Source organism: Amycolatopsis sp. 505 (assembly GCF_031625235.1).
Lineage (GTDB): Bacteria > Actinomycetota > Actinomycetes > Mycobacteriales > Pseudonocardiaceae > Amycolatopsis.
This window is the reverse complement of sequence record NZ_JACKQP010000002.1, coordinates 980,375-1,005,692: the sequence shown is the minus strand read 5'-3', so window position 1 is coordinate 1,005,692 and position 25,318 is coordinate 980,375. Positions and strand designations below refer to the sequence as shown.

At 69.4% G+C, this 25,318-nt stretch carries 28 protein-coding genes; 11 read left to right on the top strand and 17 right to left on the bottom strand.

Annotated elements, in window-relative coordinates; all coding sequences use genetic code 11:
* The coding region (locus tag H5965_RS11885) for an IS481 family transposase (protein WP_310969651.1) at positions 1 to 631 on the top strand (631 nt) is incomplete at its 5' end.
* Here the strand turns inward: H5965_RS11885 and H5965_RS11880 are convergent.
* From H5965_RS11880 to H5965_RS11870, 3 genes are all read right to left on the bottom strand, one after another.
* Positions 628 to 1,443 (bottom strand): GNAT family N-acetyltransferase, encoded by an 816-nt coding sequence (locus H5965_RS11880; protein WP_310969650.1) that lies wholly within the window; start codon positions 1,441 to 1,443, stop codon positions 628 to 630. The two genes, H5965_RS11885 and H5965_RS11880, sit on opposite strands and share 4 nt — an antisense overlap.
* A gap of 11 nt (positions 1,444 to 1,454) precedes the next feature.
* Entirely contained in the window at positions 1,455 to 1,727 is a 273-nt protein-coding gene (locus tag H5965_RS11875) for a helix-turn-helix transcriptional regulator (protein ID WP_310969649.1), read from the bottom strand.
* A gap of 114 nt (positions 1,728 to 1,841) precedes the next feature.
* Positions 1,842 to 3,461 (bottom strand): alpha/beta hydrolase, encoded by a 1,620-nt coding sequence (locus tag H5965_RS11870; RefSeq protein ID WP_310969648.1) that lies wholly within the window; start codon positions 3,459 to 3,461, stop codon positions 1,842 to 1,844.
* Positions 3,462 to 3,652: 191 nt separating this feature from the next.
* On the opposite strand from H5965_RS11870, the gene H5965_RS11865 reads away from it, so the two are divergent.
* Together H5965_RS11865 and mctP are read left to right on the top strand one after the other, a co-directional pair.
* Positions 3,653 to 3,931, top strand: coding sequence for a DUF3311 domain-containing protein (locus H5965_RS11865; protein WP_310969647.1), 279 nt, complete (start codon positions 3,653 to 3,655; stop codon positions 3,929 to 3,931).
* Positions 3,928 to 5,583: a monocarboxylate uptake permease MctP gene (gene mctP, locus H5965_RS11860; RefSeq protein WP_310969646.1), complete on the top strand. Its 1,656-nt coding sequence runs from the start codon at positions 3,928 to 3,930 to the stop codon at positions 5,581 to 5,583. The genes H5965_RS11865 and mctP overlap by 4 nt, the downstream gene beginning before the upstream one ends.
* Here mctP and H5965_RS11855 read toward each other — a convergent pair.
* The 3 genes from H5965_RS11855 to H5965_RS11850 form a co-directional block, all read right to left on the bottom strand.
* Positions 5,580 to 6,182 (bottom strand): hypothetical protein, encoded by a 603-nt coding sequence (locus H5965_RS11855; RefSeq protein WP_310969645.1) that lies wholly within the window; start codon positions 6,180 to 6,182, stop codon positions 5,580 to 5,582. The two genes, mctP and H5965_RS11855, sit on opposite strands and share 4 nt — an antisense overlap.
* Positions 6,179 to 6,754 carry a hypothetical protein gene (locus H5965_RS46130; RefSeq protein ID WP_396136895.1) on the bottom strand — a complete coding sequence of 192 codons (576 nt, stop codon included), beginning with the start codon at positions 6,752 to 6,754 and terminating at the stop codon, positions 6,179 to 6,181. The genes H5965_RS11855 and H5965_RS46130 overlap by 4 nt, the downstream gene beginning before the upstream one ends.
* Before the next feature lie 75 nt (positions 6,755 to 6,829).
* Positions 6,830 to 7,000 carry a hypothetical protein gene (locus H5965_RS11850; RefSeq protein ID WP_310969644.1) on the bottom strand — a complete coding sequence of 57 codons (171 nt, stop codon included), beginning with the start codon at positions 6,998 to 7,000 and terminating at the stop codon, positions 6,830 to 6,832.
* A 79-nt stretch (positions 7,001 to 7,079) separates the two neighbouring features.
* On the opposite strand from H5965_RS11850, the gene H5965_RS11845 reads away from it, so the two are divergent.
* The gene (locus H5965_RS11845) at positions 7,080 to 7,655 is read left to right on the top strand and encodes a peroxidase-related enzyme (protein ID WP_310969643.1); all 576 of its coding nucleotides are present in this window, start codon (positions 7,080 to 7,082) and stop codon (positions 7,653 to 7,655) included.
* Here the strand turns inward: H5965_RS11845 and H5965_RS11840 are convergent.
* From H5965_RS11840 to H5965_RS11825, 4 genes are all read right to left on the bottom strand, one after another.
* Positions 7,652 to 8,581 carry a bifunctional helix-turn-helix transcriptional regulator/GNAT family N-acetyltransferase gene (locus tag H5965_RS11840; protein WP_310969642.1) on the bottom strand — a complete coding sequence of 310 codons (930 nt, stop codon included), beginning with the start codon at positions 8,579 to 8,581 and terminating at the stop codon, positions 7,652 to 7,654. The genes H5965_RS11845 and H5965_RS11840 overlap by 4 nt on opposite strands.
* 224 nt (positions 8,582 to 8,805) lie before the next feature.
* Entirely contained in the window at positions 8,806 to 8,955 is a 150-nt protein-coding gene (locus H5965_RS11835; protein WP_167344411.1) for a hypothetical protein, read from the bottom strand.
* 260 nt (positions 8,956 to 9,215) lie between these two features.
* A complete protein-coding gene (locus H5965_RS11830) occupies positions 9,216 to 10,406 on the bottom strand; it encodes an ATP-binding protein (RefSeq protein WP_003058004.1) in 1,191 nt (396 codons plus the stop codon).
* Between the two features lie 508 nt (positions 10,407 to 10,914).
* Positions 10,915 to 11,643, bottom strand: a complete 729-nt coding sequence (locus H5965_RS11825; protein ID WP_310969641.1) for a MerR family transcriptional regulator — start codon at positions 11,641 to 11,643, stop codon at positions 10,915 to 10,917.
* A gap of 179 nt (positions 11,644 to 11,822) precedes the next feature.
* Between H5965_RS11825 and H5965_RS11820 the strand changes: the two genes are divergently transcribed.
* A complete protein-coding gene (locus H5965_RS11820) occupies positions 11,823 to 12,362 on the top strand; it encodes a DoxX family membrane protein (protein WP_310969640.1) in 540 nt (179 codons plus the stop codon).
* Between the two features lie 44 nt (positions 12,363 to 12,406).
* Here the strand turns inward: H5965_RS11820 and H5965_RS11815 are convergent, their stop codons facing one another.
* Complete coding sequence (locus H5965_RS11815; RefSeq protein ID WP_310969639.1) at positions 12,407 to 13,696, bottom strand: acetyl-CoA C-acetyltransferase; 1,290 nt, start codon at positions 13,694 to 13,696, stop codon at positions 12,407 to 12,409.
* 92 nt (positions 13,697 to 13,788) lie between these two features.
* Between H5965_RS11815 and H5965_RS11810 the strand changes: the two genes are divergently transcribed.
* Together H5965_RS11810 and H5965_RS11805 are read left to right on the top strand one after the other, a co-directional pair.
* The gene (locus H5965_RS11810; RefSeq protein WP_310969638.1) at positions 13,789 to 15,123 is read left to right on the top strand and encodes a 3-oxoacyl-ACP reductase; all 1,335 of its coding nucleotides are present in this window, start codon (positions 13,789 to 13,791) and stop codon (positions 15,121 to 15,123) included.
* A gap of 1 nt (position 15,124) precedes the next feature.
* Positions 15,125 to 15,967: a MaoC/PaaZ C-terminal domain-containing protein gene (locus H5965_RS11805; RefSeq protein WP_310969637.1), complete on the top strand. Its 843-nt coding sequence runs from the start codon at positions 15,125 to 15,127 to the stop codon at positions 15,965 to 15,967.
* Here H5965_RS11805 and H5965_RS11800 read toward each other — a convergent pair.
* On the bottom strand, positions 15,959 to 16,615 hold the full coding sequence (locus H5965_RS11800; protein ID WP_043787198.1) for a TetR/AcrR family transcriptional regulator: 657 nt from the start codon (positions 16,613 to 16,615) through the stop codon (positions 15,959 to 15,961). The two genes, H5965_RS11805 and H5965_RS11800, sit on opposite strands and share 9 nt — an antisense overlap.
* 127 nt (positions 16,616 to 16,742) lie before the next feature.
* On the opposite strand from H5965_RS11800, the gene H5965_RS11795 reads away from it, so the two are divergent.
* Genes H5965_RS11795 through H5965_RS11785 form a run of 3 tightly spaced genes read left to right on the top strand, consistent with a single transcriptional unit; the run spans position 16,743 to position 19,267 of the window.
* Positions 16,743 to 17,405 (top strand): SCP2 sterol-binding domain-containing protein, encoded by a 663-nt coding sequence (locus H5965_RS11795; protein WP_310969636.1) that lies wholly within the window; start codon positions 16,743 to 16,745, stop codon positions 17,403 to 17,405.
* 60 nt (positions 17,406 to 17,465) lie between these two features.
* Complete coding sequence (locus tag H5965_RS11790) at positions 17,466 to 18,017, top strand: SCP2 sterol-binding domain-containing protein (RefSeq protein ID WP_310969635.1); 552 nt, start codon at positions 17,466 to 17,468, stop codon at positions 18,015 to 18,017.
* A gap of 53 nt (positions 18,018 to 18,070) precedes the next feature.
* Positions 18,071 to 19,267: a YDG/SRA domain-containing protein gene (locus H5965_RS11785; protein ID WP_310969634.1), complete on the top strand. Its 1,197-nt coding sequence runs from the start codon at positions 18,071 to 18,073 to the stop codon at positions 19,265 to 19,267.
* Here the strand turns inward: H5965_RS11785 and H5965_RS11780 are convergent, their stop codons facing one another.
* Together H5965_RS11780 and H5965_RS11775 are read right to left on the bottom strand one after the other, a co-directional pair.
* Positions 19,268 to 19,744 (bottom strand): FxsA family protein, encoded by a 477-nt coding sequence (locus tag H5965_RS11780; RefSeq protein WP_310969633.1) that lies wholly within the window; start codon positions 19,742 to 19,744, stop codon positions 19,268 to 19,270.
* Between the two features lie 41 nt (positions 19,745 to 19,785).
* Complete coding sequence (locus H5965_RS11775; protein WP_310969631.1) at positions 19,786 to 20,337, bottom strand: helix-turn-helix domain-containing protein; 552 nt, start codon at positions 20,335 to 20,337, stop codon at positions 19,786 to 19,788.
* An 80-nt stretch (positions 20,338 to 20,417) separates the two neighbouring features.
* Between H5965_RS11775 and H5965_RS11770 the strand changes: the two genes are divergently transcribed.
* Complete coding sequence (locus tag H5965_RS11770; protein WP_310969630.1) at positions 20,418 to 21,317, top strand: zinc-binding dehydrogenase; 900 nt, start codon at positions 20,418 to 20,420, stop codon at positions 21,315 to 21,317.
* Here H5965_RS11770 and H5965_RS11765 read toward each other — a convergent pair.
* The 3 genes from H5965_RS11765 to H5965_RS11755 all read right to left on the bottom strand — a co-directional run bounded on the left by H5965_RS11765 (position 21,314) and on the right by H5965_RS11755 (position 25,317).
* Positions 21,314 to 23,260 carry an ABC transporter ATP-binding protein gene (locus H5965_RS11765; RefSeq protein ID WP_310969629.1) on the bottom strand — a complete coding sequence of 649 codons (1,947 nt, stop codon included), beginning with the start codon at positions 23,258 to 23,260 and terminating at the stop codon, positions 21,314 to 21,316. The genes H5965_RS11770 and H5965_RS11765 overlap by 4 nt on opposite strands.
* Before the next feature lie 20 nt (positions 23,261 to 23,280).
* A complete protein-coding gene (locus H5965_RS11760; protein WP_310969700.1) occupies positions 23,281 to 23,865 on the bottom strand; it encodes a helix-turn-helix domain-containing protein in 585 nt (194 codons plus the stop codon).
* Between the two features lie 123 nt (positions 23,866 to 23,988).
* Positions 23,989 to 25,317: a dihydrolipoamide acetyltransferase family protein gene (locus H5965_RS11755; protein WP_310969628.1), complete on the bottom strand. Its 1,329-nt coding sequence runs from the start codon at positions 25,315 to 25,317 to the stop codon at positions 23,989 to 23,991.
* Position 25,318 lies beyond the last annotated feature (1 nt).

Here is a 25,318-nt window from a genome sequence, read left to right as displayed (position 1 = left end):
CACCGGCGAACCGCTGCGCCGCTACGAACACGACCACCCCGGCTCGCTGATCCACGTCGATGTCACCAAGTTCGGCAACATCCCCGACGGCGGCGGCCACCGCTACGTCGGCCGGCAACAGGGCGAGCGCAACAAACGCGCCACCCCAGGCCTGGCCCGCGGCGCGGACTACAAGCCCCGCACCGGCACCGCCTTCGTGCACACCGTCATCGACGATCACTCCCGCGTCGCCTACGCCGAAATCCACACCGACGAAACCGCCGCCACCGCCACCGCAGTCCTGCGCCGAGCCGTGGCCTGGTTCGCCGACCTCGGCGTCACCGTCGAACGCGTGCTCTCGGACAACGGCTCGGCTTACCGGTCCCACGCTTGGCGAGACACGTGCACCGAGCTCGGTGTCACCCCGAAACGGACCCGGCCCTACCGGCCACAAACCAACGGCAAGATCGAACGGTTCCACCGGACGCTGGCCGACGGGTGGGCCTACGCCTGCTTCTACCCGACGGAGACACTGCGGCGGGCGGCGCTGCCGGGGTGGCTGCACTTCTACAATCACCATCGACCCCACAGCTCAACCGGCGGCAAGCCGCCGGTCACCCGGCTGACCAACCTCCCCGGACATCACATCTAGCGGAAGTCGTACCCGCGGAACGCGGCGATCGGGACGAAGCCGAGGCGCCGGTACAGGGCGTTGCTCGTGACGTTGGCGGGATCGGTGTAGAGGACCACGTCCGTCGCGCCGGCGGCGAGCGCGGCCTGGCTCGCCGCCACCGTCACCGCGCCCGCGTAGCCCCGGCCGCGGAACCGGACCGGGGTGTAGACGGGGTCGATCCAGACCATGCCGGCCAGCACCGGGGTCGAGCCCGCCATGGCGACCGGAACGCCGGTCTCCCAGAACGTGAACCGCTTGCCCGCGAAGTTCGAGGCGGCCCAGGACCGCTCGTCGGCCAGAGGCGCGTCCCCGACCGCGGTGGCGAACTCGCTGCACCAGCGCACGACCTCCGCGTGGTCCGGCGCGGCCGAAGCGCGGCCTTCGGGCATCGGGTCGGGCGGGGTGAGCGTGCCGAGCCGGTGCAGGCGCACCCGCACGCCCGGCTCCGGTGTCATGCCGGTTCGGCGGTGCCACGCCTCGGCGAACGCGGTGGCCGAGTCGTCCTCCGCGGTCACTCCGCACAACGCGTGGCCGGCCAGGTCCGCGGCGAGGGCGTCGGCCTCGTCCGGTGCGACCGGAGTCAGGATCAGGCGTAGCGACGGGCGGAGGTAGCAGATCGCACGGACCTCGCCGTCCCGCTCCAGCCGGCCGAAGAGCGTGCCCTTTTCTTCTCGGGCGCGCAGCTTCTCGAGCCGGGTCAGCTGCGAGGTGTGCAGCGCGGGCCGTGAGCGCAGGAAGTCCCCGGCCCGGGCGAGGAAGTCCTCGATGTCGCCGGTGAGGTGCCAGCGCATGTCCGGGGCGGTCAGCTCGCCTGCGAAAGTGGCGGCGACGCGGCAGGCGTGACGGCTGCCCGCAACTCCTCCAGCGGCAGCCCGACGGCATCCGCAATAGCCGCCACCGTGAAGAACGCCGGCGTCGGAATCCGGCCGGTCTCGATCTTCCGGAGCGTCTCGACCGAGATCTCCGCCTCGGCGGCGACGTCGACCATGCTCCGGCCGGCGCGTGCCGCCCGCAGGGCCTGGCCGAGGCGTTCGCCCCGTTCGCGCTCTTCGTCCGTCAGCGGTACCCGCACCATGAGCGTGATTCTAATACCACTAGTTGTCCACGGCCTGTGGACAACTCTGTGCACAGGTGTGGAAAAGGCCCCGCCGAACCGGAGTTCGGCGGGGCCCCACCACATCTAGTGCCCTCAGGCGCCCGCAGGCACCGGAAGTGGCATGCCGGGCAGGCTCTGGTCGTTCGGCACCACGCCGTCGATCAGGTAGGCCTCCACGACCTTGTCCACACCCGCGTTGCCGCCGGCGTAGATGCCGTGGTCACCCTCACCGGTGATCGTCAGCATCCGCGAACCCGCGAACGCCTTGTGCGCGCGCTTCGCGCCCTCGATCGGCGTCGCCGGGTCGTGCTCCGACTCGACGATCAGCACCGGCGGGACACCCTTGCCGTCGAGCACGGGCAGCGGGGACGGCGGCTTCTTCCAGAACAGGCACGGCTGGATGAACCAGCCGGCCCCCAGGAGCGGCAGCTGCTTGTCGATCAGCTTCTGCGAGTCCTTGATGGCGCTGTTCGGCGAGCCGGTCCACGGACCCTCGTTGCACGGGATGGTCCAGAAGCTGGCGTCGTAGGAGTCGCCGTCGGCCGGCACCATCAGCGGCTGCGCGCCGTAGGTGACGGTGCTCTTGTCGGCGGCCTTGGCCTTCTGCGCGGCCGACGACTTGGCCGCCGCCGAAGCGGTGCCCTGGGTCAGCGTGCGGACGCTGACCAGGTAGTCGGCCAGGCCGGGGAAGGCGCGCTTCGAGTAGATCTGCGACGCGATGAACGAGTCGAGGCCGTTGGCCGAGACGGTCGAACCGTCGGGCAGGGTGACCGCGCCCTGGGTCAGGGCGTAGCGGACCTGCTCGTAGGTCTGGCGGGCGGCCTCGCCGGTGGTGCCGAAGTGGTAGAGCTTGTCGTACTTCGCCATCCACGGGAGGAAGTCCTGCCGCCAGCGGCGCTCGAAGCCGAGCGGCTGCCAGTCGAACGACTTCTGCCAGGTCGTGGTGAACTCGGTGGCCGAGTCGAGGACGAACCGGCCGGTGCGCGTCGGGTAGGCCTGCGCGTAGTGCGCACCCATCCAGGTGCCCGCCGAGTAGCCGACCCAGTTGATCTTGTCGCGGCCGAGCAGCACGCGCAGCAGGTCGATGTCCTTGACCGTCTGGTCGGTGTTGATCAGCGGGCCCAGCTCGCCGGACTTCTGCTGGCAGGACAGCGCCGCGTACTTCGTCGCCTGCAGGATCAGGTTCAGGTTGCCGCGGTCGCGGTCACGCGGGTCCAGGTCCGACCCGGTGCCGATGGCGCCACCGCAGGTGATGTTGGTGCTCTTGCCGGTGCCGCGCGGGTCGAAGCCGACGATTTCCTGGTGCTCGCGCAGCTTCGTCTGGTTGCGCAGGCGGGCCGGGAAGTTGCGGCCAGGCGCGCCCGGGCCACCGGGGTTGGTGACGACGCTGGCGGTCGCGTCCTGCGTCGCCTTCAGGCGGCTGACCGCGATGGTCAGGTCGATCTGGGCGTTCGCCTGGTACCAGTTGCGCGGGGTCTTGTAGGTCGCGCACTCCATGTCCTCGGCGCCCGCGGGCGGGGCCGTCGGCAGCTCGGAGGGGACAGCGCACTTGTGCCAGTCCAGCTTCTGGTTCGCGTACTGCGCCGGGATGTTCGTGGAGTTCAGCGGCTGTTTACCGGCCGCGACCTCCTGGCCTGCGAACGCAGGAGTGAACCCGGCCAGCAGGGTGCCGGCGATCGCCGGGATCACCACCGCGTAGCGGAGTCGTGTCATACGGTTGCCCCTTTTGGGTTTTGCGCGTGCGGAGTCGGCTATTGATATCGGGCCGGTACGGGCGGGGCAACCCACGTTCGTCGGAGAGCTTTGCGCGGGGCGATCAAATCGATATCGGACAAGCGTGACTCGCTGTCACCCAGGTCTTAAGGTCAGTCAGTCGGTTACGGAAGTGTCAAGGGTGAGGTCCGATGTCGACTGTGAAGCACGACGGAAAGGTGCGCGGGTTCCAGTTCAGCCCGTGGAACCTGCTCCTGATCGTCCCGTTGCTGGTCCTGGTCACGCCACTGTTCAACATGGACGGTCCACGGCTGTTCGGGATGCCCTTCTTCTACTGGTTCCAATTCCTCATGGTCGGCGTCGGGGTGCTCAGCACCTGGATCGTCTACCTGATGACGCGGGACAAGCCGACCGTCGACGCGCCGGACAAGCTGAGCGTCGAGGACCTGGACGAGGGGGACGCTCGATGAGCAACCTGCAGTGGCCCGAGCTGATCATCTTCACGCTCCTGTTCGCCCTGGTCACCGTGCTCGGCTTCATGGCGTCGCGCTGGCAGCGCGGCAGCACGCTGGACCACCTGGACGAATGGGGTCTCGGCGGCCGCAAGTTCGGCTCGTGGATCACCTGGTTCCTGCTCGGCGGTGACCTCTACACGGCGTACACGTTCGTCGCGGTGCCCGCGCTGGTGTTCAGCGCCGGCGCGCTCGGCCTGTACGCGCTGCCGTACACGATCGTCGTCTACCCGATCGTCCTGCTCCCGGCGCTGCGGATGTGGTCGGTTTCGCGGGTCCGCGGCTACGTGACCCCGGCCGACTTCGTGCGCGGCCGCTTCGGCTCGCCGATCCTGGCCCTGCTGGTGGCGATCACCGGCATCGTCGCGACCATGCCCTACATCGCGCTGCAGCTGGTCGGCCTCGAAGCCGTGCTGCGGACGATGGGCATCAACGGCTCCGGCATCGTCGGGCACCTGCCGCTGCTGGTCGCCTTCATCATCCTGGCCTTCTACACCTACCAGTCCGGCCTGCGGGCGCCCGCGCTGATCGCGTTCGTCAAGGACATCCTGATCTACCTGGTGATCCTGGTGGCGATCATCTACCTGCCCTCGAAGCTCGGCGGCTGGTCGCACATCTTCGACGCGGCGGCGAAGAAGCTCGGCACGCCGAGCCCGGCCACCGGCAAGCCGTCCGGGTCGATCCTGCTCACGGCCAACAACCAGCTGCAGTACGCGACGCTGGCCCTGGGGTCGGCGCTGGCGCTGTTCCTGTACCCGCACTCGCTGACCAGCGTGCTGGCCTCGCGCGGCCGCAGCGTGATCAAGCGGAACATGGTCGCGCTGCCGGCGTACTCGCTGGTGCTCGGCCTGCTGGCGCTGCTCGGCTATGTGGCGATCACCGCCGGTGTGAAGCCGCTGACGAACGCGGCGACCGGCAAGGCGGACGGCAACACGATCGTCCCGGTGCTGTTCGACAACCAGTTCTCGTCCTGGTTCGCCGGCATCGCGTTCGCCGCGATCGGCATCGGTGCCCTGGTGCCGGCCGCGATCATGTCGATCGCCGCGGCCAACCTGTGGACCCGCAACATCTACAAGGAGTACCTCCGCAAGAACGCGACACCGGCGGAAGAGGCGAAGCAGGCGAAGCTGGCTTCGCTGGTCGTGAAGCTCGGCGCGGTGGCCGTGATCATCCTGATCGACCCGCAGTTCTCGATCGACCTCCAGCTCATCGGCGGCGTGCTGATCCTGCAGACGCTGCCGGCCGTGGCGCTCGCGCTGTACACGCGCTGGTTCCACCGCTGGGGCCTGATCGCGGGCTGGATCGTCGGCATCGGCTGGGGTCTGATCATGCTGTACGGCATCCCCAACCCGGCCAACGGCAAGCTCCACTTCGGCGGTTCGGCGCTCGCACTGGGCAACATGTCGATCTTCGGCTGGCACCCGTTCGCGGGCTCCCAGGTCCAGATCTACGTCGGTTTCGTGGCGCTGATCGCCAACCTGGTGGTCGCGGCGATCGTCACCGTGATCGCCCGGCAGCTGAAGGTGTTCAACGGCACGGACGACACCGAGCCGGAGGACTACCACACCGACGAGCACGACAAGAACCTGCGCCCGATCGGCGTCCACTAAGTCCACTGAGGACGGATGATCGCCCGGGAAACGAGGTAGAGCACCAGCCCGTTGAGCAGGTGCCAGAGGAAGTGCGTGCCGGCCGGGACGTAGTCACAAACGTCCCGGTCGAGCGTGCGCAAGCTCAGTGAAAGCGCGAAAACCGCGCCCGCGACGGCGAACTGCGGCCAGGCGGTGTCGCGCTGGAAGGCGAGCACCACGGCGAAGACGCCGAGACCGATCAGCGCGGAGAGGTACAGCCCGCCGCCCAGCAACGCGGAGGCCGCGGTCAGCACGAGGAACGCCGGCGCGGCCACCCACGCCCACCGCCTGCTCCAGTGCTCCCGCACGAACACCACGGCGTACACCAGCACGAAAACGAGGATGGCGCCCGAGTCCGCGGCGCCGGCCCAGCGCGTCGCCAGCACGTGGAAGACGCTGCTGGCCACGAAGATGAGCCCGATCAACCCGGCGAGCACCCGGCTGGTCCGGTTCCCCGCCGCCAGCCGCCACACCAGCACCGCGGCCACCAGGAAAGCGAGGTTGCTGAGACTGTTGAGCGGTTCACCCCAGAGCCCGGGCGCGAGGCGTTCGCAGTACCCGTCGACGTAGTCCGTCACGCGACCAGCCAACCAGGGGTCACCCGCACGCGGCCAGCCGCTGTTCCCGGAACGCCCGTTGTGGCCGTGAAGCCGGCAAGGCCGGCGCGCGCCGGTAGTGGCGCGCGGCCTCGGTGGCGTCGCCGCCCCGCAGGTACAACGCTCCGAGCGCGGCGGGCAGCGGCAGGTGCCCGGGCAGTTCGGCGCCCAGCGGCGCCAGCTCGGCGATCCCGGCCAGCGGCCCTCGCTGAATAGCAGGTAGAGCACGTCGAGCACACCGTCGAGCCGCGGTTCGGGCGAGTCCGGCACTTCGACCGCCTCGCCGGACTCGCGGACGACGCCATGGCGATCTCACGCACGCCGAGCCCGCCGACGATCTTGAGCGTCAGCACGACCTGGGAGGCGCGCGGCAGGGCGGGGTGGCAGCACAGGAACGCCGGCTCGCCGTCGTCCGCCTCGGGCGCGTCTTCTGTCAGCAGGGGCAGCTTCGCCCGCAGTGTCCGTTCGCGGCGGACGACGTCGAGCGCCCGGTTGCGCGCGACCCGGAACAGCCAGCCGCGCGCATTGGCCGGTACGCCCGTGTCAGGCCACACGCGCAAGGCGAGTTCCAGTGCGTCGGCCAGGCAGTCTTCGGCCAGGTCCAGCCGCTCCCGGTCCGAGTGCCCTGGTCAGCGTGGCGAGGATCGGGCCGGTGCTCTGCCGGAACAGCCGCTACTCGACTCCGTGAACGGCCCGCTGGTGGCGCCGCCCGCGGGCACCACCCGGGATTCCGGCGCCAGGCCGGCCGCGGCCACCAGGTGCCCGCTCGCCCGCAGCTCCTCCGCGGCGAATGTCGGCATGTCCGCTCCTTCGTCCGGGACGACAATGCTCCCCAGACGAACAACGCGCCACGGAATCGACACGACTAGCGTGCGGGGTATGAGCGACGCGGTGAGCCGATTCCCGGTGACGGAACTCGAAGACCTGCCCGACGACCTCCGCGAGCGCGTCGGCGTGATCGCGGAGAAGTCCGGCTTCGTGCCGAACATCTTCCGCGCCCTCGGCCACCGCCCCGCCGAGCTGCGCGCGTTCCTCGACTACCACGACGCCCTGATGGAACGCACCGACGGACTCAGCAAGGCCGAACGCGAGCTGGTCGTCGTCGCGACGTCCGGCGCCAACCACTGCACGTACTGCGTCGTCGCCCACGGTGCGATCCTGCGCATCCGCGCCAAGGACCCGGAGCTGGCCGACCGGGTGTCGAGCAACCCGTGGCAGGTGGAGCTGGACGAGCGCGGCCGCGCGATCGTCGACCTGGCACTCGCCCTCGCCCAGGACTCCGCCCTGTTCGGCGAAGGCGACCTCGAAGCCGCCCGCAACGCCGGCCTGACCGAAGACGAGATCTGGGACATCGGCGCGATCACGGCGCTGTTCGCGATGTCGAACCGCCTCGCCCACCTGACCGCGCTGCGGCCGAACCCGGAGTTCTTCCTGCTCGGCCGCGTCCCGCGCTAGAACTCCAGGCGCCAGGTTTCGTCGGTCAGCTTCGGGCCCCAGTCGTCGAACTCCGTCTCGGCGACCAGCTGGAACCCCACCGCGCGGTAGATCGACCGCGCGGCGTCGAGGATGGACACCGTCGACAGCTCCATCGCGCGGTAGCGGTGCGCCCTGGCGAACGCCACGCACTCGGTCACCAGCCGCTTGCCGACGCCGTGGCCGCGCGCCGACGGCTCGATCAGCAGCAGCCGGATCTTCGCCGTGTCCGCGTCCGGGCCCCGGCCGCAGCCGATGCTGCCCACCCGCTCGCCGTCGAGCTCGGCGATCCAGAACGCCTGTCGCGGGTTGTCGGTGTTGTCGAGGAAGTGCGCGGCGAGCCGGGCGACGAGCGCTTCGAACGGGGCACCGAAGCCGTACTCGCGGGCGTAGAGCGCGCCGTGCCGCTCCACCACCCATCCGAGGTCGCCCGGTCGTGGCGGGCGGAGGACGAGGGCCGGGTCGCGGCGGCGGTCGCCGACGAGGTCGCCGATCGTGCGCATCGCGGTCAGCAGGCGCTGCTGGTCCTCGTCGGCGAACCGCCGCAGCAGCCCGCCGATCTGGTCAGTCGACCGGCGGTTCAGCACCGCGAAGGCGTCCCGGCCGGCGGCGGTCGGCCGCACGAGCTGGCGGCGGGCGTCCTCCTCGGACCGTTCGCGCACGACCAGCCCGCGGGACTCGAGGCGCGCGAGCAGCCTGCTGGCGTAGCCGGCGTCGAGGTCGAGGCGTTTCCGCAGGTCCGTGACCGGAAGCGGGTCCTGGTGGGCGAGTTCGAAGAGCACGCGGGCTTCCGGCAGCGAGTACTCGGCGTCCGCCGGTCCTTCGTCGAGCACGCCGATGACCGACGTGTAGAGCCGGTTGAAGGCGCGGACCGCGGCCACCCGGTCGGCCAGCTGAGCCTCGTTCATTGACCACCTCAACAAGTTCGTTGACGAAGTCAAAGATTACTGCGGAAAGCGCCGGAGGCAAGAGGGTTTCCGGGGAAATGGGAAACCCCGCGATGCTGCCAGGTCGGGGGTCCGCCAGCATCACGGGGTCGTACTGGGTATCGACGCCCCTCCGGGCGGCGTTACACCATGAGCACGATGTGGCCTAGGTCACTCGAATGGGCGACCGCCACGGGGTGAGAAGATCAGCGCATGTAGCCCGAGCGAGCCTGCGCGATCGCGATGAGTTCCTGACGGACCGTCGCGGTGGCGGCGGTGTCGATCGCCCGGTTCAGCGCCCGGCGAGTGCGAGCCTCGGCGCGACGGGCACGGAGCTTGGCGGCGATGTTGTTCATCGGTTTCTGCATCCCCTTCGAGGGTCTTGGTGGCTTGTAGGTCTAGTATGCGCCTTTTTTCACAAGGATGCCAATGAATATCCGGTGACTTGGCGCACTCGCCGATGAATCATCGGCAAACTTGGGTATGCGCCGGAGAGATCGCGGGTGGCGCCGGTCACGGCGAAGCAACCCACTACAGGCTTCTAGTGTTATCTAGTAAAAACACAAGACAGTCATAGTGACGCTCATAGACCGCGAGACGACGGGAAAAGCGCAGGTCAGTCGCGGCCGAGCAGGTAGTGGCCGAAGTGCGGCACGGTGAAGGCGATCTGCCCCCGCTCGGCGGAGTACACGAGGCCCTTCTTCATCAGGCTGTCGCGTGCCGGCGAGAGCGACGACGGCTTCCGCCCCAGGAACACGGCGACGTCGGCGGTGCCGGCGGGCTCGTCGCGGCCCTGGGTCAGCGAGGCCATCGCCTGCAGGTATTCCCGCTCGGCCGGCGTCGCCCGCTCGTAGCGCGACCCGAAGAAGCCGACCGCCAGCTCGGACTCCGCCTCGGGCGCCGCGACCTGGACGTCCTTGACGGTGATCGGGTCGGACGGCGCCGCGTCCCAGGCCGCCTTGCCGTAGGCCTGGATGAAGTAGGGGTAGCCGCCGGACGCGTCGAAGAGCGCGTCGAGGGCCTCCGGCTCGATGCCCGCGTCTTCGCGTTCGATCGGCGCCATCACGGCGAAGTCGGCGTCCTCGCGGCTGAGCCGGTCGATGCGCGCGTACCGGAAGAGCCGCTCGGAGTAGGACTTCGACGCCGAAAGAACGGCGGGCACGTGCGGCAGCCCGGCCCCGACGACGACGAGCGGCGCCCCGGACTGCGAGAGCTCGTGGCAGGCCGCGCACAACGCCGAGACGTCGTCCGGCTGCAGGTCCTGGATCTCGTCGATGAGCAGCGCAACGCCGGTGCCGACGTCCGCGGCGAGCTCGGCGACATCGGTGAACAGCTCGACGAGGTCGATCTCGATGTCCCCGGAGTCGGCCCGCCCCTGCGCGGCGGGCACGTCGATGCCCGGCTGCCACCGGTCGCGCAGCTTGGCGTCGGGCTTGTTGGCCCGCAGCGCAAAAGCCTTCAGGACCCCGAGCACCTCTTCGACCCGGTCCGGCGCCCGATGCCGCACGGCGAGGTCCCGGATGGCCCGGTGCAGCGCGGCCGACAGTGGCCGCCGCAGCTCGGCGTCCGGCCGCGCCTCGATCTTCCCGGCCCCCCACTTGTGCCGCACGGCCATCGCCCGCAGCTCCCCGAGGAGGACGGTCTTCCCGACGCCACGAAGGCCGGTGAGCACGAGACTGCGTTCGGGCCGCCCTCGCGCAACGCGTTCGAGAACCACTTCGAAGGCTTTGAGCTCACGCTCCCGCCCGGCCAATTCGGGCGGCCGCTGCCCGGCGCCCGGCGCGAAGGGGTTGCGGATGGGGTCCACTCTGCCAAGCTATCGGCGTTTCTAGCGTGAGCCCGATATTCCGCCATAGACGCCTAGCGCGTGTCGCGCAGGTTCGACCGGACGGCCGAGCGATCCCCTGGTGGACCGAGCGGCGGCGGTGGCGCCGAGAACAGGATGCCAAACGCACCGAGCTTCGCCGCACGGTCCACGGCGACTACCTCGCTGCATTGCACGCCGCCAGCGAAGGAATCCGCGACGTTTCGGAGGAGAGCTACTGGCACCGGTGGAGGTGGTCACGGTCGCGAAGCTGGCGTTCAGGCAGCTCCGGGAACTACGCGACCTCGCCGGCGCAGATGCACCGCGAAAGGCCCGGCACTACGACTCGGTACTCGTGGAGTACGGGGTCACGCTGGCCCGGTTGCGCAACTGCATGCGTGAGGATCTCGGCATCCCGGCCGGGACCCGAAAGCTCGAAGCGCGTACATAGAGACGAACAGGTCTGCAGCCCTGCTCGTCCCTACCCCCAGTGCGCCCTTACGACGCACCACTAGTCACTCAGGTTCCGTTCCGCGTAGATCTTCATCGCATCCCGGACGAACTCGGCCGTCTGGCCTTCGAGCCCGTACCGTGGGTCGTCCACGTACAACTGCCCGAGGCCCGCGAAGTACCCCGCGGACACCGACGAAACCGCCGGCCGGAGCCACTCGTGCAGCCGCCGCGTGATCGCCTGGACCTCTTCCGAATCCGGGGCGAGGCCGGAAGCCGCTTCGAACGCGGCCACGATGTCGCGCTGCTCCCGCTGGTGGGCCTCCTTCTCCGCGGCCGGCAACGAGCTCCACCACCGGTCGCCGCGCCGGTACGCGTCAGCGCCCCAGCGGCGCGTGACCTCCTCCTCGTAGCGGGTGTGGTCGAAGCCGTCGAACACCTCTTCCGCCATCAGTCGTTCACCTCCCTTCAGTTTCCGGAGGGTCGTGCGGACCGACTCGATCTGCCGTCCGATCCGCCGCTGCTCGCCTTCGAGCAGCTCCAGGTGGGTCTCCAGCGCCGCGGCGCTGTTCTGTTGCCCGTCGAGCACTTCGGCGATCGCCGGCAGGCCGAGGCCGAGCTCACGGAGCAGCAGGATCCGCTGCAGCCGGACGAGCGCCTGCTCGTCGTAGTAGCGGTAGCCGTTGCTGCCGACCCGGCTGGGTTCGAGCAGGCCGACCGCGCCGTAGTGGCGCAGCGTCCGGCTCGTGGTCCCGGCCGAGCGGGCGATGTCCTGGATCGACCACTCCATGCCGTCGACGATAGAAGTTGACGCTGCGTCAAGGTCAACCGCTAAGTCTCTATAAGTCTTTCTAGCAACATAGCTATAAATAGTCAGAAAGCCCGATGAGGATTCGAGCACGGGCCGAGCGGGCACCCACGGAGTAAGTTCGACCAGGCAGCGGCCCCGGATGAGGAAGGCAAACGACCGTGATACTCCGTCGAGTGGCCCGTCCCCTGCTCGCCACGATCTTCGTGACGGGCGGGATCAATGCGCTGAGGCAGGCCGAGGGCCACGCCAAGGCGGCGGAACCGTTCCTCAACAGCACGCTCGAGAAGTTCGGCGACAAGCTCCCGGAGCAGATCCCGCGGGACCCGGTGACGCTCGTCCGGATCGACGCCGCGGTGAAGGTCGGCGCCGGTCTCGCGCTGGCGGCCGGCAAGGCGCCGCGTCTGGCGGCGGGGCTGCTGCTCGGCAGCCTGGTGCCGACCACGCTGTCGACGCACAGCTTCTGGGCCATCAAGGACCCGGGCGAGCGCCAGCAGCAGCAGATCCAGTTCTTCAAGAACGCCAGCCTGGCCGGTGGCCTGCTGCTCGCGGTCGCCGACACGCACGGGAAGCCGTCGGCGGCCTGGCGCGCGAAGCACGCGGCGAAGGACGTCGGCGCCGCGGCCGGGAAGCTGAGCCGCAAGGCCGAGAAGCGCGCGAACAAGCTCGCGAAGCGGGCGCAGAAGGCGCTCCCCAATTGAGCCTACGCGTAAGTGCCACCCGAGGGTGGCACTTACGCGTAGGGCTACTTCTCCAGGATCGCGGTGACGCCCTGGCCGCCGGCCGCGCAGATGGAGATCAGGCCGCGGCCGGATCCCTTCTCGTGCAGCAGCTTCGCCAGCGTCGCGACGATCCGGCCGCCGGTCGCGGCGAACGGGTGCCCGGCCGCCAGCGACGAGCCGTTGACGTTCAGCTTCGCCCGGTCGATCGCGCCGAGCGGCTCGTCCAGCTCCAGCTTTTCCTTGGCGAACGCCGGGTCCTCCCACGCCTTGAGCGTGGCCAGCACCTGCGACGCGAACGCCTCATGGATCTCGTAGTAATCGAAGTCCTGCAAGGACAGCCCGGCGCGCGCGAGCATCCGCGGCACGGCGTAGGCGGGCGCCATCAGCAGGCCCTCGTCACCGTGGACGTAGTCGACGGCCGCGGTCTGCGAGAACGTCAGGTAGGCCAGCACCGGCAGCTTGTGCGCCTTGGCCCACTCGTCCGTGGCCAGCAGGACCGTCGACGCGCCATCGGTCAGCGGCGTCGAGTTGCCCGCCGTCATCGTGCCCTCGGGGCCGCCGAAAGCCGGCTTGAGCTTGGCCAGCTTCTCCGCCGTCGAGTCCGGCCGCAGATTCTGGTCGCGCGCGAGCTTGAGGAACGGCGTCACGAGGTCGTCGAAGAACCCGCGGTCGTAGGCGGCGGCGAGCTTCTGGTGGCTGCTCGCGGCCAGTTCGTCCTGCGCTTCGCGGGTGATTTCCCAGACCTTCGCCGTCAGCGCGGCGTGCTCGCCCATCGACAGGCCGGTGCGCGGCTCTTCGTTGCGGGGGATCGCCGGGACGATGTGCCCGGGCCGGATCTTGGCGACGAGCTTGACGCGGTCGCCGAGCGTCTTGGCCGCGTTGAGCTGGATGAGGATCTGGCGCAGGTCCTCGTTGACGGCGAGCGGCGCGTCGCTGGTCGTGTCGACGCCGCCGGCGATGGCCGAGTCGATCTGGCCGAGCGCGATCTTGTTGGCGACGTTCACGATCGCCTGCAGGCCGGTGCCGCACGCCATCTGGACGTCGGACGCGGGCGTAGCGGGCGAAAGCTTGCTGCCCAGTACGCTCTCGCGGGCCAGGTTGAAGTCCTTCGAGTGCTTGAGCACGGCGCCGGCGGCGACCTCACCGATCACCTCGCCCTGCAGCGAGAACCGGCTGACCAGGCCGTCGAGGGCGGCGGTGAACATGTCCTGGTTCGACGCCTTCGCGTACGGCCCGTTGGACCGCGCGAAGGGGATCCGGTTGCCCCCGATGATGGCGACCTTGCGCACGGCGGGTGTCTTCTTCGGCGGCATGACTTCACCTCTCTGGTCGTGTCCCTCACACTTTAACCTACTCGGGAGTAGGTTAGACTGCGACGTGACGCAGACTGCACGGGAGGCAACCGATGGCTGACAGGTACCAGCAGTTCACGAAAACCCCGTTGGGGAAGTTCGTGGTGCCGAAGCTCGGCCTGCCGAACCCCGCGACGCTGCGCCGCTACAAGCCCGGGCAACCCGCTCTCGAGGGTCCCGCACTTCTCGGCGCCGCGCCCGGCGGACGGCTCGAGAAAACCCTTCGTGACCAGCTGGCCGACGCCGGCATCGAGGTGATCGCGTCGGCCGCCGACCGGCACGCCGCGCTCGTCTTCGACGCCACCGGCGTCACCGACCCCGCCCGCCTGCGCGAGGTCTACGACTTCTTCCACCCGGTGATCCGCAGCGTCGGCCCGTCCGGCCGGGTCGTCGTGCTGGGCACGCCGCCCGAGCAGGTCGAGGGCCGCGAGCGGATCGCCCAGCGCGCGCTCGAAGGATTCATCCGTTCGGTGGGCAAGGAACTGAAGCGCGGCGCGACCGCGCAGCTCGTGTACGTCGCCGAGGGCGCCGAAGAGGCCACGGACTCGACGCTGCGCTTCCTGCTCTCGGCGAAGTCGGCGTTCGTCGACGCGCAGGTCATCAGGATCGGCACCGAAGGCAAGACGGCTACGGCGCCGGCGAACTGGGAAAAGCCCCTGGACGGCAAGGTCGCCCTGGTCACCGGCGCGTCCCGCGGCATCGGCGCGGCGATCGCCGAGGTGCTGGCCCGCGACGGCGCGCACGTCGTCGCGCTCGACATCCCCGCCCAGGGCGGGGACCTGTCGAAGGTGGCGAACAAGGTCGGCGGGTCGTCGTTGCAGCTCGACATCACTTCGCCGAGCGCACCCGCGAAGCTCGCGGAGTACCTGAAGGAGCGTCACGGCGGCGTCGACATCGTCGTGCACAACGCGGGCATCACGCGCGACAAGACGCTGGGCAACATGAGCGAAAGCGCGTGGGACTCGGTGATCGCCGTCAACCTCGCTTCGCAGCTCGCGGTGAACGACAAGCTCCTCGCCGATCGCGTCCTGAACGAGAACGGCCGCATCATCGGCGTCTCGTCGATCGCGGGCATCGCCGGCAACGTCGGCCAGACGAACTACGCGACGTCGAAGGCGGGCGTGATCGGCATGGTGAACGTCGGCGCGCCGCAGCTCGCGGCGTACGGCGGCACGATCAACGCCGTCGCGCCCGGGTTCATCGAGACCAAGATGACGGCCGCGGTCCCGCTGTTCATCCGCGAGGCCGGGCGGCGGCTGTCCAGCCTCGGCCAGGGCGGTCTGCCGGTCGACGTCGCCGAGACGATCGCCTGGTACGCGAACCCGGCGTCGGCCGCGGTGAACGGCAACGTGGTCCGCGTCTGCGGCCAGGCCCTGCTGGGGGCGTGACGTGGCGATCCGCGAACTCGACAGCACGCCGAGCCTGGCCACGCTGTACCCGAAGGCCCTGCTCGGTGGCGTCCTGCGCAAGCCGTCGGGGGGCGAGCTGCCGGACACGGAGCTGGTGCGCACCGGCGTCGTCGTCGACCCGGCCCACCTGGCCGCGTACAACACAGTGTGCGGCTTCCGGCTGAGCGACGAGCTGCCGGCGACGTACCCGCACATGCTGGCGTTCCCGCTGCAGATGGCGCTGATGACCGAGCCGGGGTTCCCGTTCCCGCTGCTCGGCATGGTGCACGTGGCGAACCGGATCACCCAGCACCGCGCGCTGCGGGTGGGCGGGCCGCTGACCGTGCGCGTGCGGGCGGAGAACCTGCGTCCGCACGAGAAGGGGCGTCAGTTCGACGTCATCAGCGAAGCCCAGGCCGGCGACGAGACGGTGTGGACGGACGTCAGCACGTACCTGCGTCGCGGAGGCTCGTCGGGTGCTTCTTCGCGGCGTGAGCAGCTGGCGCCGCCGACCCCGGACGCGATCTGGCGCATCCCGGGCGACATCGGCCGGCGCTACGCGGAGGTCTCGGGCGACCGCAACCCGATCCACCTGCACCCGCTGACGGCGCGCCTGTTCGGCTTCCCGGCGGCGATCGCCCACGGCATGTGGACGAAAGCCCACGCGCTGGCCGCGTTCGAAGGCCGCTTGCCGGAGGCGTTCACCGTGGACGTCCGCTTCAAGCAGCCGGTGCTGCTGCCGGCCAAGGCGGCCTTCACGTCCTGGCCGGTGGACGACGGCTGGGCGTTCGAGCTGTGGAGCAAGTCGAAGCCGCACCTGGAAGGGACGATCAGCTCACTCTGACGGCTTCCAGACCGCGCCTTCGATGAGATCGTTGAAGCCGAGCCAGACGAGGTTCATCAGCCAGGAGGCGAGGACGCCGTCGGAGATGTCGGGGTGGTCGAGGGCCCAGTCGGCCAGGGACTCGGCTCCCCCGACCAGCGAGGCGGCCAGGCCTTCGCCGGAGAACTCGGCCTGCTCGCCGACGCCCTTGCGGGTGCCGGCGGACACCACGAGCGCGGCGACGAGCTGGATCGCGCGCGCCCGCATGTCGGTGATCTCCGCGGCGAAGGCCCCACCGACGGTGAGGGCCTGGCGGTGCAGGACCGTCCAGGACTCGCGGTACTCGGCGACGAAGCGGTAGAAGGACCGCAGGCCGTGCCAGAGCTGCATGTCCGGCGGCAGGTCGGGCTGCACGCCGGCCTGGATGGCCTCGAGCAGGCGCGTCGCCTCGCGGCGGATGCACGCGCCGAAGAGGTCTTCCTTCGAGCCGAGGTAGGTGTAGATCATCGGCTTCGAGACACCGGCGACGTCGGAGATCTCGTCCATCGACGCGGCGTGGTAGCCGTGGCGCGAGAAGACCTGGACGGCGGCGTCCAGGATCTGCCGCTCGCGCACGGCACGCGGCAGCCGCCGGGCCCGCTCGGGCGGACGCTGATCTTCCTCTGACACGCTGGACCTCCTCGTTGCTGCCCGGAGACGGTACCGGCAGTGGACCCGTCAGGGTGATTTCGGCACGCTTGCCCGCCTACCTACTGACAAGTAGTATTACCCTCGGGTAACTGGGAGAGGGGTGACCATGGCCGAAAACGCCGGGATGACCAGCGCCGATCGGATCGCGGACCTCCGCGGCACGGCACTGCTCGACGCCCTGGAGCGCCTCGACCCGCTGGGCCCGGAGGCCCACGCCCTCGACGTCAACACGCTCGTCGAAGCCCTCGACCCGGCCGAGCTCCGCAAGGACGACTTCCGCCGGTTCCTGAAGGTCCTGCTCACGCTGGCGTCCCGCGCGCCGGCGTTCGACCTGAGCAAGGTCGAGCCGGCCCGCTTCGCGTCCCTGGTGGCCTCGGCGTCGCGCGCGCAGCTGGAGAGCGTCGTCGCGGACAGGTCCCTGCGCGAGCGGGTGCTGGACGAGATCTTCGCCCGCATGGGCGCCCACATCAGGCCGGACCGAGCCCGCGACGTACAGGCGGTGGTCCACTGGCGCCTGTCGGGCGGAGCGGGAGAGGGAGGCTTCGACCGCTACGAGACGACGATCGCCCACGGGTCGTGCACGGTGAGCAGGTCGATGCACGCCACTCCGCGAGTCACGATCACCATCGCCCCGGCCGACTTCTTCCGTCTCATCACGCACCAAGCGACCCCGGCGGTGTTGTTCGTCACGGGAAGAATCAAGGTAAAAGGCGACCTGGCCTTCGCAGCGGGGTTGATCGGTTTCTTCGACTTACCGAAGCCCGTATAGTCCGCCGTGCCCCGAAACGCGAGATGGCGCCGCCCCCGCACCCTTCGCGGCGGCCACGCGGTGAACGCGTTCGCGGAGAAGCTGGTCATCGGCCGCCTGACGCCGTCCCAGTTCGTCCAGGTCCTGGAAACGTTGCACATGCTGGGCTCCGCGGGTGCCGGCATCGAGCTGAGTTCCCTGTCGACGGACGTCCTGGTCGACGTGGTCCGCAAGGCATCCCGCGAGCAGTTGAAGGCCATCGCATCTCATCCAGAGCTGCGCGCGGTATTTTTGGACGAGATTTTTCGTCGAATGTCGGAGCATTTCTCGCCTTCGCGTGCACGCCACGTCGACATAGTCGTTTCGTGGCGCTTCTCGGAGGGCACCGGAGAGGACGGTTACGACCGTTTCCAAACGGTAATCGAGGACGGCGTGTGCGTGTCATCGACGGACCTGTCCCGAACCCCGGACACGACGATCACGCTGTCGGTGGACGACTTCATCAGGATGGCCACGGGCAACGCGGCAGTGGCGGCGATGTTCGTGACGGGCCGCGTGAAGGTGAAGGGCGAGTACGCCCCAGCGGTGCGGTTCTCGAGCTACTTCGACATCCCGAAGCCCTCCGTGGACTAGCTGTCGCAGCTCGGTGACACCAAACTGTCGGTGTCCCACCTTAGGGTGGTCCCATGAGCCTCGCCGACGTGTACCAGGAGCATGTCCTCAAAGCTATCGCCGAGTTCGATGACCTCGGTCGTGATGCGTTCTTGGACAAGTACGGCTTCGGCCAGTCGCGACGGTACGTCGTGCTCTATGGCGGCCAGCAGTACGACTCGAAGGCACTTCTCGGCGCCGCCCATGGGTATGCGACCGGCCAAGCCCTTACCGCCAGAGAGTTCAGCGGTAGGGTGCAGACCGTCGTAGCGCGGTTGACCGCGTTGGGCTTCGACTTCCGAGACCTCGACGTCATGCCAGCCGCGGGCGTTGCGTCGGGCATCGGTGAGATCGCCGGGTACCCAGAAGGCACAGTCTTCGCCAGCCGGGCTGAGGTGGCGGCGAGCGGCGTCCACCGTGCACTTCAGGCGGGCATCGTCGGAACCGGCAAGACGGGTGCGGAATCCATCGTGTCGTCGGGCGGTTACGAGGACGACGACGATCACGGGGACGAACTGCTCTACACCGGCCACGGAGGACGGGATAGTCGTGGTCGACAGGAGACCGATCAAACCTTTGAAGCGCCGGGAAACGCTGCTCTGCGAACGAGCTGGTTGACCGGTGCTCCGGTTCGGGTGGTGCGCGGCGCGGATCGGAAGTCGCCACACGCGCCCGATTCGGGTTACCGCTACGACGGTCTGTTTCGAGTCGACGAAGCCGCGCTGGTGCCAGGTCAGGGCGGCTACCAGATTTGTCGATTCCGCATGGTCAAGATGACCGCGGGCGTGGACATCACCTTCGTCCGGCAAGACGTCTTGCTGTCTGCGGAACTGCACCACCGCGAGGCCCCGGTCGGCAACATCCAGCCCGAGCGCAAGAAGGTCGTCACGCAGCGGACTGTGCGCTCGACTGAGGTCGTGGAGTACGTGAAGAAGATGTACGACCACACGTGTCAGATCTGCGGTGTCCGCTTGTCAGTGGGTGATGGCCGGGGGTATTCCGAAGGGGCGCACATCCGGGCGCTCGGCGGCATCCACCGCGGCCCTGACCTGCCGCCCAACGTGCTGTGTCTTTGCGCCAACTGCCACGTGCAGTTCGACCGCGGGGCCATTGTCATCGACCCAGACCTCACGATCATTCGCCACGGGCAGCCGGCGGGCGTGTTGACCGTGCAGGAATCCCACAACCTCGGCAGCGAGTTCCTCGAGTACCACCGCGGGACGCACGCATGATCAGTTCTCCACGATCCGCCCTTCGATCACCGTAGGCTGCTCCCGCCGCCGCGGGTCCTCCGGCGACGGTGACACAACCTCACTATCGACCACCATCACCGGCCCACGCCGCTGGTTCGCGAACAGGACCGCGCGCTTCTCCATCCGCTTCAACCACAGCCGGCGCGCCACCGCCCGTGACGGCGGCAGGATCAGCAGCAGCCCCAAGACGTCCGAAACGAACCCCGGCACCAGGATCAGCACCCCGCCGAGGCCGACCAGCATGCCGTCGGTGAGTTCCTTCTCCGATGGGCGCCCCAGGCGAGCCGACTCGACGAACGCCCTCATCGCCTTGCCGCCCTCGCGGCGGGCCAGCCACGAGCCCAGGAACGCGCCCGCCAGGAGGAGGCCCAGCGTGCCGAGCACGCCGACGGCCGAACCCACCGCCCAGATCGCGGCGATCTCGGCGAACACATACAGCAGGAACGCGACAGCCATACCCCTACAACGAACGACCTGTCCGTTTTGCTCCCGGACGGCTAGCGCAGCAACGTCGTCACCATCGATCGCAGGCCTGTGGCCAGCCGGTCCGTCTCGCCCGTCTTCAAAAACCGCAGCATCAAGTCGCTGTGCAGCGAACCCAGCAGCAGGTGCGCGATCAGGTCCGCATCGAGGGACGGCGACGCCGCCGCGATCAGTCCCGACACGTGGGCGTGCCACGCCAGGTAGATCGGGCTGTTCAGCCGGTCCGTCGATGCCTGCTCGAACGCCGCCATCACCTTGACGTTGCGGGTGGCCAGCTCGACCACGGCGTCGAAGAACGCCGCCAGGCGCGAAGCAGGGGGTGCGCCCGGGCCCAGGGGCGGCGGGCCCGAAGCCACGGCGAGAGACAGCGACTCGATTCGCGATTCCACCAGTGCGCGCATCAGGCCTTCGCGGTTGCCGAAGCGGTGGAACACCGTTCCCTTGCCGACGCCGGCCGCGGCTGCGACGCGGTCCATCGACACCTCGGACAACTCGTGGGAGGACAGCAGCTCCTCCGTCGCGCGCAGGATCGCCCGGCGGTTCCGGGCCGCGTCCGCGCGCTCCATAACGACTCCTCGACAAGTTGACCGGCGGTCCATATAGTAGGCCATCGTAAGTTGACCGACGGTCCAGTTAGGGGACGCAGATGCGCGCGGTGGTGCAGTACGGCACGGGTGGCCCGGAAGTGCTCAAGGTCGACGAGCGGCCCGTTCCGACGAGGAAACCCGGCGAGGTTCTCATGAAGACCGAGGCGATCGGGGTGCCGTTCTACGAGACCCAGCTGCGGTCCGGGCTGCTCCCGGCCGGCGACGAGCCGGCCATCTTCGGGCACGAGGCCGCCGGAATCGTCGTCGAGGCCGATGACGAAACGCTGCGTGGACGCCGGGTCGTCACCGTGTCCTTCACCGGGGGTGCGTACGCCGAGGTCGTCGCCGCGAGCCAGTACACGCTCGTGCCTGACGAGCTCACACCCGAGCAGGCCGTCGCCGCCGCTGTGCCGGCCTCCGTGGCGCTCGCTTTGATCAAGACCGCGGACCTCCAAGCGGGCGAGACCGTGCTGGTCGAGGCCGCCTCCGGGGCGATCGGCGGTTACCTGGCGCGGCTGGCCGCAGAAAGAGGCGCCCGGGTCGTCACGACCGCCGGCGAGGGGAAGGCCGACATCGACCACGACGACCCGGAGTGGCGGCAGCAGGTCCCCGACGGCGTCGACGTCGTCTTCGAGTCGATCGGCGGCCCGCGCGCGGCGGAGCTCCTCGCGAAACTCGCGCCACACGGCCGGATCCTCGCCTACGGCCTGCTCAGCGGCGAATTCCCGACCTTCCCCGTCGCCGGCCTCATCGCCCGCGGCCTCACCCTGATCGGCTTCGGCGGGCCGGACGCCTACGGCAAGCGGGTCGCGGCCGTCCGCGCCGAGGCACTCGGCCTGGTCGCGGACGGCACGCTGACCCCGGTCATCGACCGCACCTACCCCCTCGCGGACGTCGCCGCCGCGCACGCGCGCGTCGAGAGCCGCGAAGGGGTCGGCAAGGTCGTGCTCATCCCCTAGCTCGGCACCTCGTCCAAGTACGCCCGCGCCTGCAACGTGAACAGCTCGGCGTACCCCGCCTTCGCCGCCATCAGCTCCTCGTGCGTGCCGTACTCGGCCACCTTCCCGTGGTCCAGCAACAGGATCCGCTCCGCCTGCCGGACCGTCGAGAACCGGTGCGAGATGTACAGCGTCGTCCGCCCTTCGGACAGCGAACGCAACCGCGAGAACAGGTCGTGTTCGGCCTGTGCGTCCAACGCCGACGTCGGCTCGTCGAGGATCAGGATCGGCGCCTCCCGCTGGAACGCCCGGGCCAGGGCGATCTTCTGCCACTCGCCGCCGGACAGGCTGACGCCCTGGTCGAACCAGCGTCCGAGTGGGCTGTCGTACCCCTGCGGCAGCCGCTCGATGCGCTCGTCCGCTCCGGCCCGCCTGGCCGAATCCTCGATGTGCGGCCGATCCTCCAGCCGGGAGAGTTCACCCAGGCCGATGTTCTCCGCCGCAGTTCCCTGGTACGTCACGTAGTCCTGGAACATCGCGCTGATCCGGGCGCGCAGTTCGACCGGGTCGTACTCGCGGATGTCCACGCCGTCGAGGCGGATGACCCCGCCGGTCGGGTCGTACAGCCGGCACAGGAGCTTGAACAACGTCGACTTGCCCGCGCCGTTGCGGCCCACCACCGCCACCGTCTCGCCCGGGCGGATCTCGAAGCTGACGTCCTCCAGCGCCGGCTCGTCCGAGCCCGGGTAGGCGAAGGTCACCGAATCGAACTCGATGTGACCGTCCACAACGGACGGGAACGGCCGGGGTGCCGCGGGCGCCGTGATCTCCGGCTTCGTGTCCAGGAACCGGTACAGCGTGTCCAAGTAGAGATTGTTCTCGTACATCCCCGAAAACGCCGTGAACAGCCCGGACACCGACGTCTGCACGGATGTCGCCGCGGCCGTGTACAACGCCAGGTCGCCCAGGGTGAGCCGGCCGCCGACCGCCTCCAGGGCGATGTACAGCGCGATCGCCGAGCCCGCGAGCGTGCTCAGCAGCCCCCAAGCCGTCGAGCTGACGTTGCGGTTGATCGTCAGCTTCCGCTGCCGCTCGTACGAGACCACGCCGAGCCGGCGGAAGCGGTCGACGAAGTACGGGCCGAGCCCGAACAGCTTCGTCTCCTTGGCGTACGTGTCCGTTGTGACCAGCGAAGACAGGTAATCCATCCGCCGCTTGATCGGTGACATCAGGAACGTCAGCCAGAACGCGCGCGAGCCGTACTTGGACTGCGAGATGAACGCCGGGATCGGCGCCACCAGCGCGACCAGCGCCAGCAGCGGGCTGATCGCGACGAGCAGCGCGATCATGCTGCCGAACGTGATCAGCGTCCGCACGAGCCCCAGCGCGGAGTTCATCATCGACAGCGGTCGCGTCGGCGCTTCTTGCGCGGCCTGGCGCAGCATGTCGTAGGACGCCGACCCCTCGAAGTACGCGAGGTGCAGCTCGCTCGCGTGCGCCATCACCTGGTGGCGGATGGTCAGCGTCATGCGCTCCTGCAGCAGCGACTGCGCGATCGACGTCAGCGCGCTGCTGATCGCGGTCGCGGCGAGCACGCCGAACTGGAACAGGGCGACGTTCACGATGTCGCCCGTGGTCCCCTTGCCCTGGATCGCCGCGACGACGGCGTCGAGCAGCAGCTTCGCGACGTACGCGGTCACCGTCGGGAGGAGCCCCGACAGCAGCGTGATCAGCGCCAAGAGGATCGTCAGGACCGGGCTGGCCTGCCAGGTCAGCTTGACGACCTTCGGCAGGCCGCGGACCGTGCCCGCCACCGACGTCTTCGCGCGCCGCAGCCGCGAGCGCAGGTCCTTCGGCTGGTCGTCCTGCTTCGGTTCGGGAATGTCGACGGGCCCGGTGAGCCCGCTCTCCGGCACCGTGACGGCGTGCCGCCGTCTTCCTCGCCGAGCCAGCATGAACTCCATGCCGCCCCCACCGCCCGGGATCACTGAGCCTCCACCGCGCCGTGCAGGAAGACGTCGACCACCTGGCGCGTGGTGGGCGCGTCGTCGACCGGGGCCATCCGGCGGCCGCCGAACAGCAGGGTCAGGAACAACGCGGCCAGCTGTTCGGGGCTCAGCCGCAGCCGGTCCTTCTCGGGCTCGAACAGTTCGGTGATCGCGCCGCGCATGGCGGCCATCGACTCGCTGCGGCCGCCCTTCATCGTGCGGTTCTTCAGGCGCTGCTCGGGGTCGCGCTGCTTGTGCCTGCCGGTCGCGTGCAGGGCGCCCATCAGCGCGCCCATCCGCTCGAAATGCGCGCCGAGCGCTTCGGCGGCCTCGACGAGCCGGTCCGCCAGGGGTTGTTCGATGGGGATTTCGGCGATCGCGTCGAGGACGTGGTCGGGGCGCAGCACCTCGGCGGTGCAGGCGTCGAACAGCTCGTCCTTGTCCTTGAACGCGCGGAAGATGGTGCCCTCGCCGATGCCGGCGGCGCGGGCGATCTGGCTGGTCGTGACCGCCGTGCCGTGCTCCATCAGGAGCGGCAGCACCGCGTGCACGATCATGGCACGCCGGTCTTCGGCGCTCATGCTCGGCGCTCTGCGCCGGGTCTCGGGTGCTGGTGTCATGCCACCAGTGTGCGGAGTGAGCGCTCACTCCGTCAAATGAGTAAAAGTGAAGGCCGCCCGAAGGCGGCCCTCACCTGCGAAAACTCAGTACGTCATGGCCATCGCCGGGTCGGCCAGGAGGGCGCCGACGTCGGCGAGGAACTCCGAGCCCTGCTGGCCGTCGACCACTCGGTGGTCGAAGCTCAGCGACAGCTGGAGCACCTTGCGGACCTTGATCTCGCCGTCCACCACCCACGGCTGGTCCTTGATCGCGCCGAGGCACAGGATCGCGGACTCGCCCGGGTTGATGATCGGCGTTCCGGTGTCGACGCCGAACACGCCGACGTTCGTGATCGTGATCGTGCCGTTCGCCATGTCCGCCGGGGACGTCTTGCCCTCGCGGGCGGTGTCGGTCAGGGCCGTCAGCGCCTGAGCGAGCTCCTTCAGCGACATCGAGTCGGCGTCACGGACCTTCGGCACGATCAGGCCGCGCGGAGTCGCCGCGGCGATCCCGAGGTGGACGTAGTCCTTGTAGACGATCTCCTGCGCCGCTTCGTCCCAGACGGCGTTGACGTCCGGCGTCCGCTTCGCCGCCAGGCACACGGCCTTCGCGGCGAACGTCAGCGGCGTGACCTTGACCCCGGCGAACTCCCGCGACTTCTTCAGCTTCTCGCGGAACTCCATCATCGGCGTGACGTCGATGGTCAGGAACTCCGTGACGTGCGGAGCGGTGTACGCGCTCTGCACCATCGCGGCCGCGGTCATCTTCCGGACGCCCTTGATCGGCACGCGCCGCTCGCGGGACCCGTTGTCCGCGACGGCGGTGACGACCGGAGTTCCGTTGGCGGCACGCTCGACGTCGTCGCGGGTGATCACGCCGCCCTCGGCGGTGCCGGTCAGCGCGTGCAGGTCGACGCCGAGGTCCTTCGCCAGCTTCCGCACCGGCGGCTTCGCCAGCGGGACGTACCCACCGCGCGGAGCAGCCGGGGCCGCGGGCGCCGGAGCGGCAGGGGCCGGAGCAACAGGCGCCGGAGGAGCCGCAACCGCGGCCGCGGGAGCCGCACCCTTGCGGGCACGCCGCTGCGTGACCACCGTCTTGGAGCCGTAGCCGACCAGCGGCTTCATCTCCTCCTCGGCCGGTTCGGCGGCCGGCGCGGCCGGTGCCGGAGCGGGCGCCGCGGCGCCGCCGGGGTCGACGTCGATGGTGAGGATCGGCGTGCCGACCTCCACCGTCTGCCCCGGCTCGACGTGCAGCTCCGTGACGACCCCGGCCCACGGGATCGGCAGCTCCACGGCGGCCTTCGCGGTCTCGATCTCGACCACGATCTGGTTCACCGTCACCGTGTCGCCCGGCTTCACGTGCCAGGACAGGATGTCGGCTTCGGTCAGCCCCTCCGCCGTGTCGGCCAGGGGGAATTGCTTGTACGTGGGCATT

Bases quoted from the DNA above. Each gene is read 5' to 3' on its own strand.
- H5965_RS11880 (WP_310969650.1), bottom strand. From the start codon at position 1,443: ATGCGCTGGCACCTCACCGGCGACATCGAGGACTTCCTCGCCCGGGCC.
- H5965_RS11875 (WP_310969649.1), bottom strand. From the start codon at position 1,727: ATGGTGCGGGTACCGCTGACGGACGAAGAGCGCGAACGGGGCGAACGC.
- H5965_RS11870 (WP_310969648.1), bottom strand. From the start codon at position 3,461: ATGACACGACTCCGCTACGCGGTGGTGATCCCGGCGATCGCCGGCACC.
- H5965_RS11865 (WP_310969647.1), top strand. From the start codon at position 3,653: ATGTCGACTGTGAAGCACGACGGAAAGGTGCGCGGGTTCCAGTTCAGC.
- mctP (WP_310969646.1), top strand. From the start codon at position 3,928: ATGAGCAACCTGCAGTGGCCCGAGCTGATCATCTTCACGCTCCTGTTC.
- H5965_RS11850 (WP_310969644.1), bottom strand. From the start codon at position 7,000: ATGCCGACATTCGCCGCGGAGGAGCTGCGGGCGAGCGGGCACCTGGTG.
- H5965_RS11845 (WP_310969643.1), top strand. From the start codon at position 7,080: ATGAGCGACGCGGTGAGCCGATTCCCGGTGACGGAACTCGAAGACCTG.
- H5965_RS11840 (WP_310969642.1), bottom strand. From the start codon at position 8,581: ATGAACGAGGCTCAGCTGGCCGACCGGGTGGCCGCGGTCCGCGCCTTC.
- H5965_RS11835 (WP_167344411.1), bottom strand. From the start codon at position 8,955: ATGAACAACATCGCCGCCAAGCTCCGTGCCCGTCGCGCCGAGGCTCGC.
- H5965_RS11825 (WP_310969641.1), bottom strand. From the start codon at position 11,643: ATGGAGTGGTCGATCCAGGACATCGCCCGCTCGGCCGGGACCACGAGC.
- H5965_RS11815 (WP_310969639.1), bottom strand. From the start codon at position 13,696: ATGCCGCCGAAGAAGACACCCGCCGTGCGCAAGGTCGCCATCATCGGG.
- H5965_RS11810 (WP_310969638.1), top strand. From the start codon at position 13,789: ATGGCTGACAGGTACCAGCAGTTCACGAAAACCCCGTTGGGGAAGTTC.
- H5965_RS11795 (WP_310969636.1), top strand. From the start codon at position 16,743: ATGGCCGAAAACGCCGGGATGACCAGCGCCGATCGGATCGCGGACCTC.
- H5965_RS11785 (WP_310969634.1), top strand. From the start codon at position 18,071: ATGAGCCTCGCCGACGTGTACCAGGAGCATGTCCTCAAAGCTATCGCC.
- H5965_RS11780 (WP_310969633.1), bottom strand. From the start codon at position 19,744: ATGGCTGTCGCGTTCCTGCTGTATGTGTTCGCCGAGATCGCCGCGATC.
- H5965_RS11775 (WP_310969631.1), bottom strand. From the start codon at position 20,337: ATGGAGCGCGCGGACGCGGCCCGGAACCGCCGGGCGATCCTGCGCGCG.
- H5965_RS11770 (WP_310969630.1), top strand. From the start codon at position 20,418: ATGCGCGCGGTGGTGCAGTACGGCACGGGTGGCCCGGAAGTGCTCAAG.
- H5965_RS11765 (WP_310969629.1), bottom strand. From the start codon at position 23,260: ATGGAGTTCATGCTGGCTCGGCGAGGAAGACGGCGGCACGCCGTCACG.
- H5965_RS11760 (WP_310969700.1), bottom strand. From the start codon at position 23,865: ATGAGCGCCGAAGACCGGCGTGCCATGATCGTGCACGCGGTGCTGCCG.
- H5965_RS11755 (WP_310969628.1), bottom strand. From the start codon at position 25,317: ATGCCCACGTACAAGCAATTCCCCCTGGCCGACACGGCGGAGGGGCTG.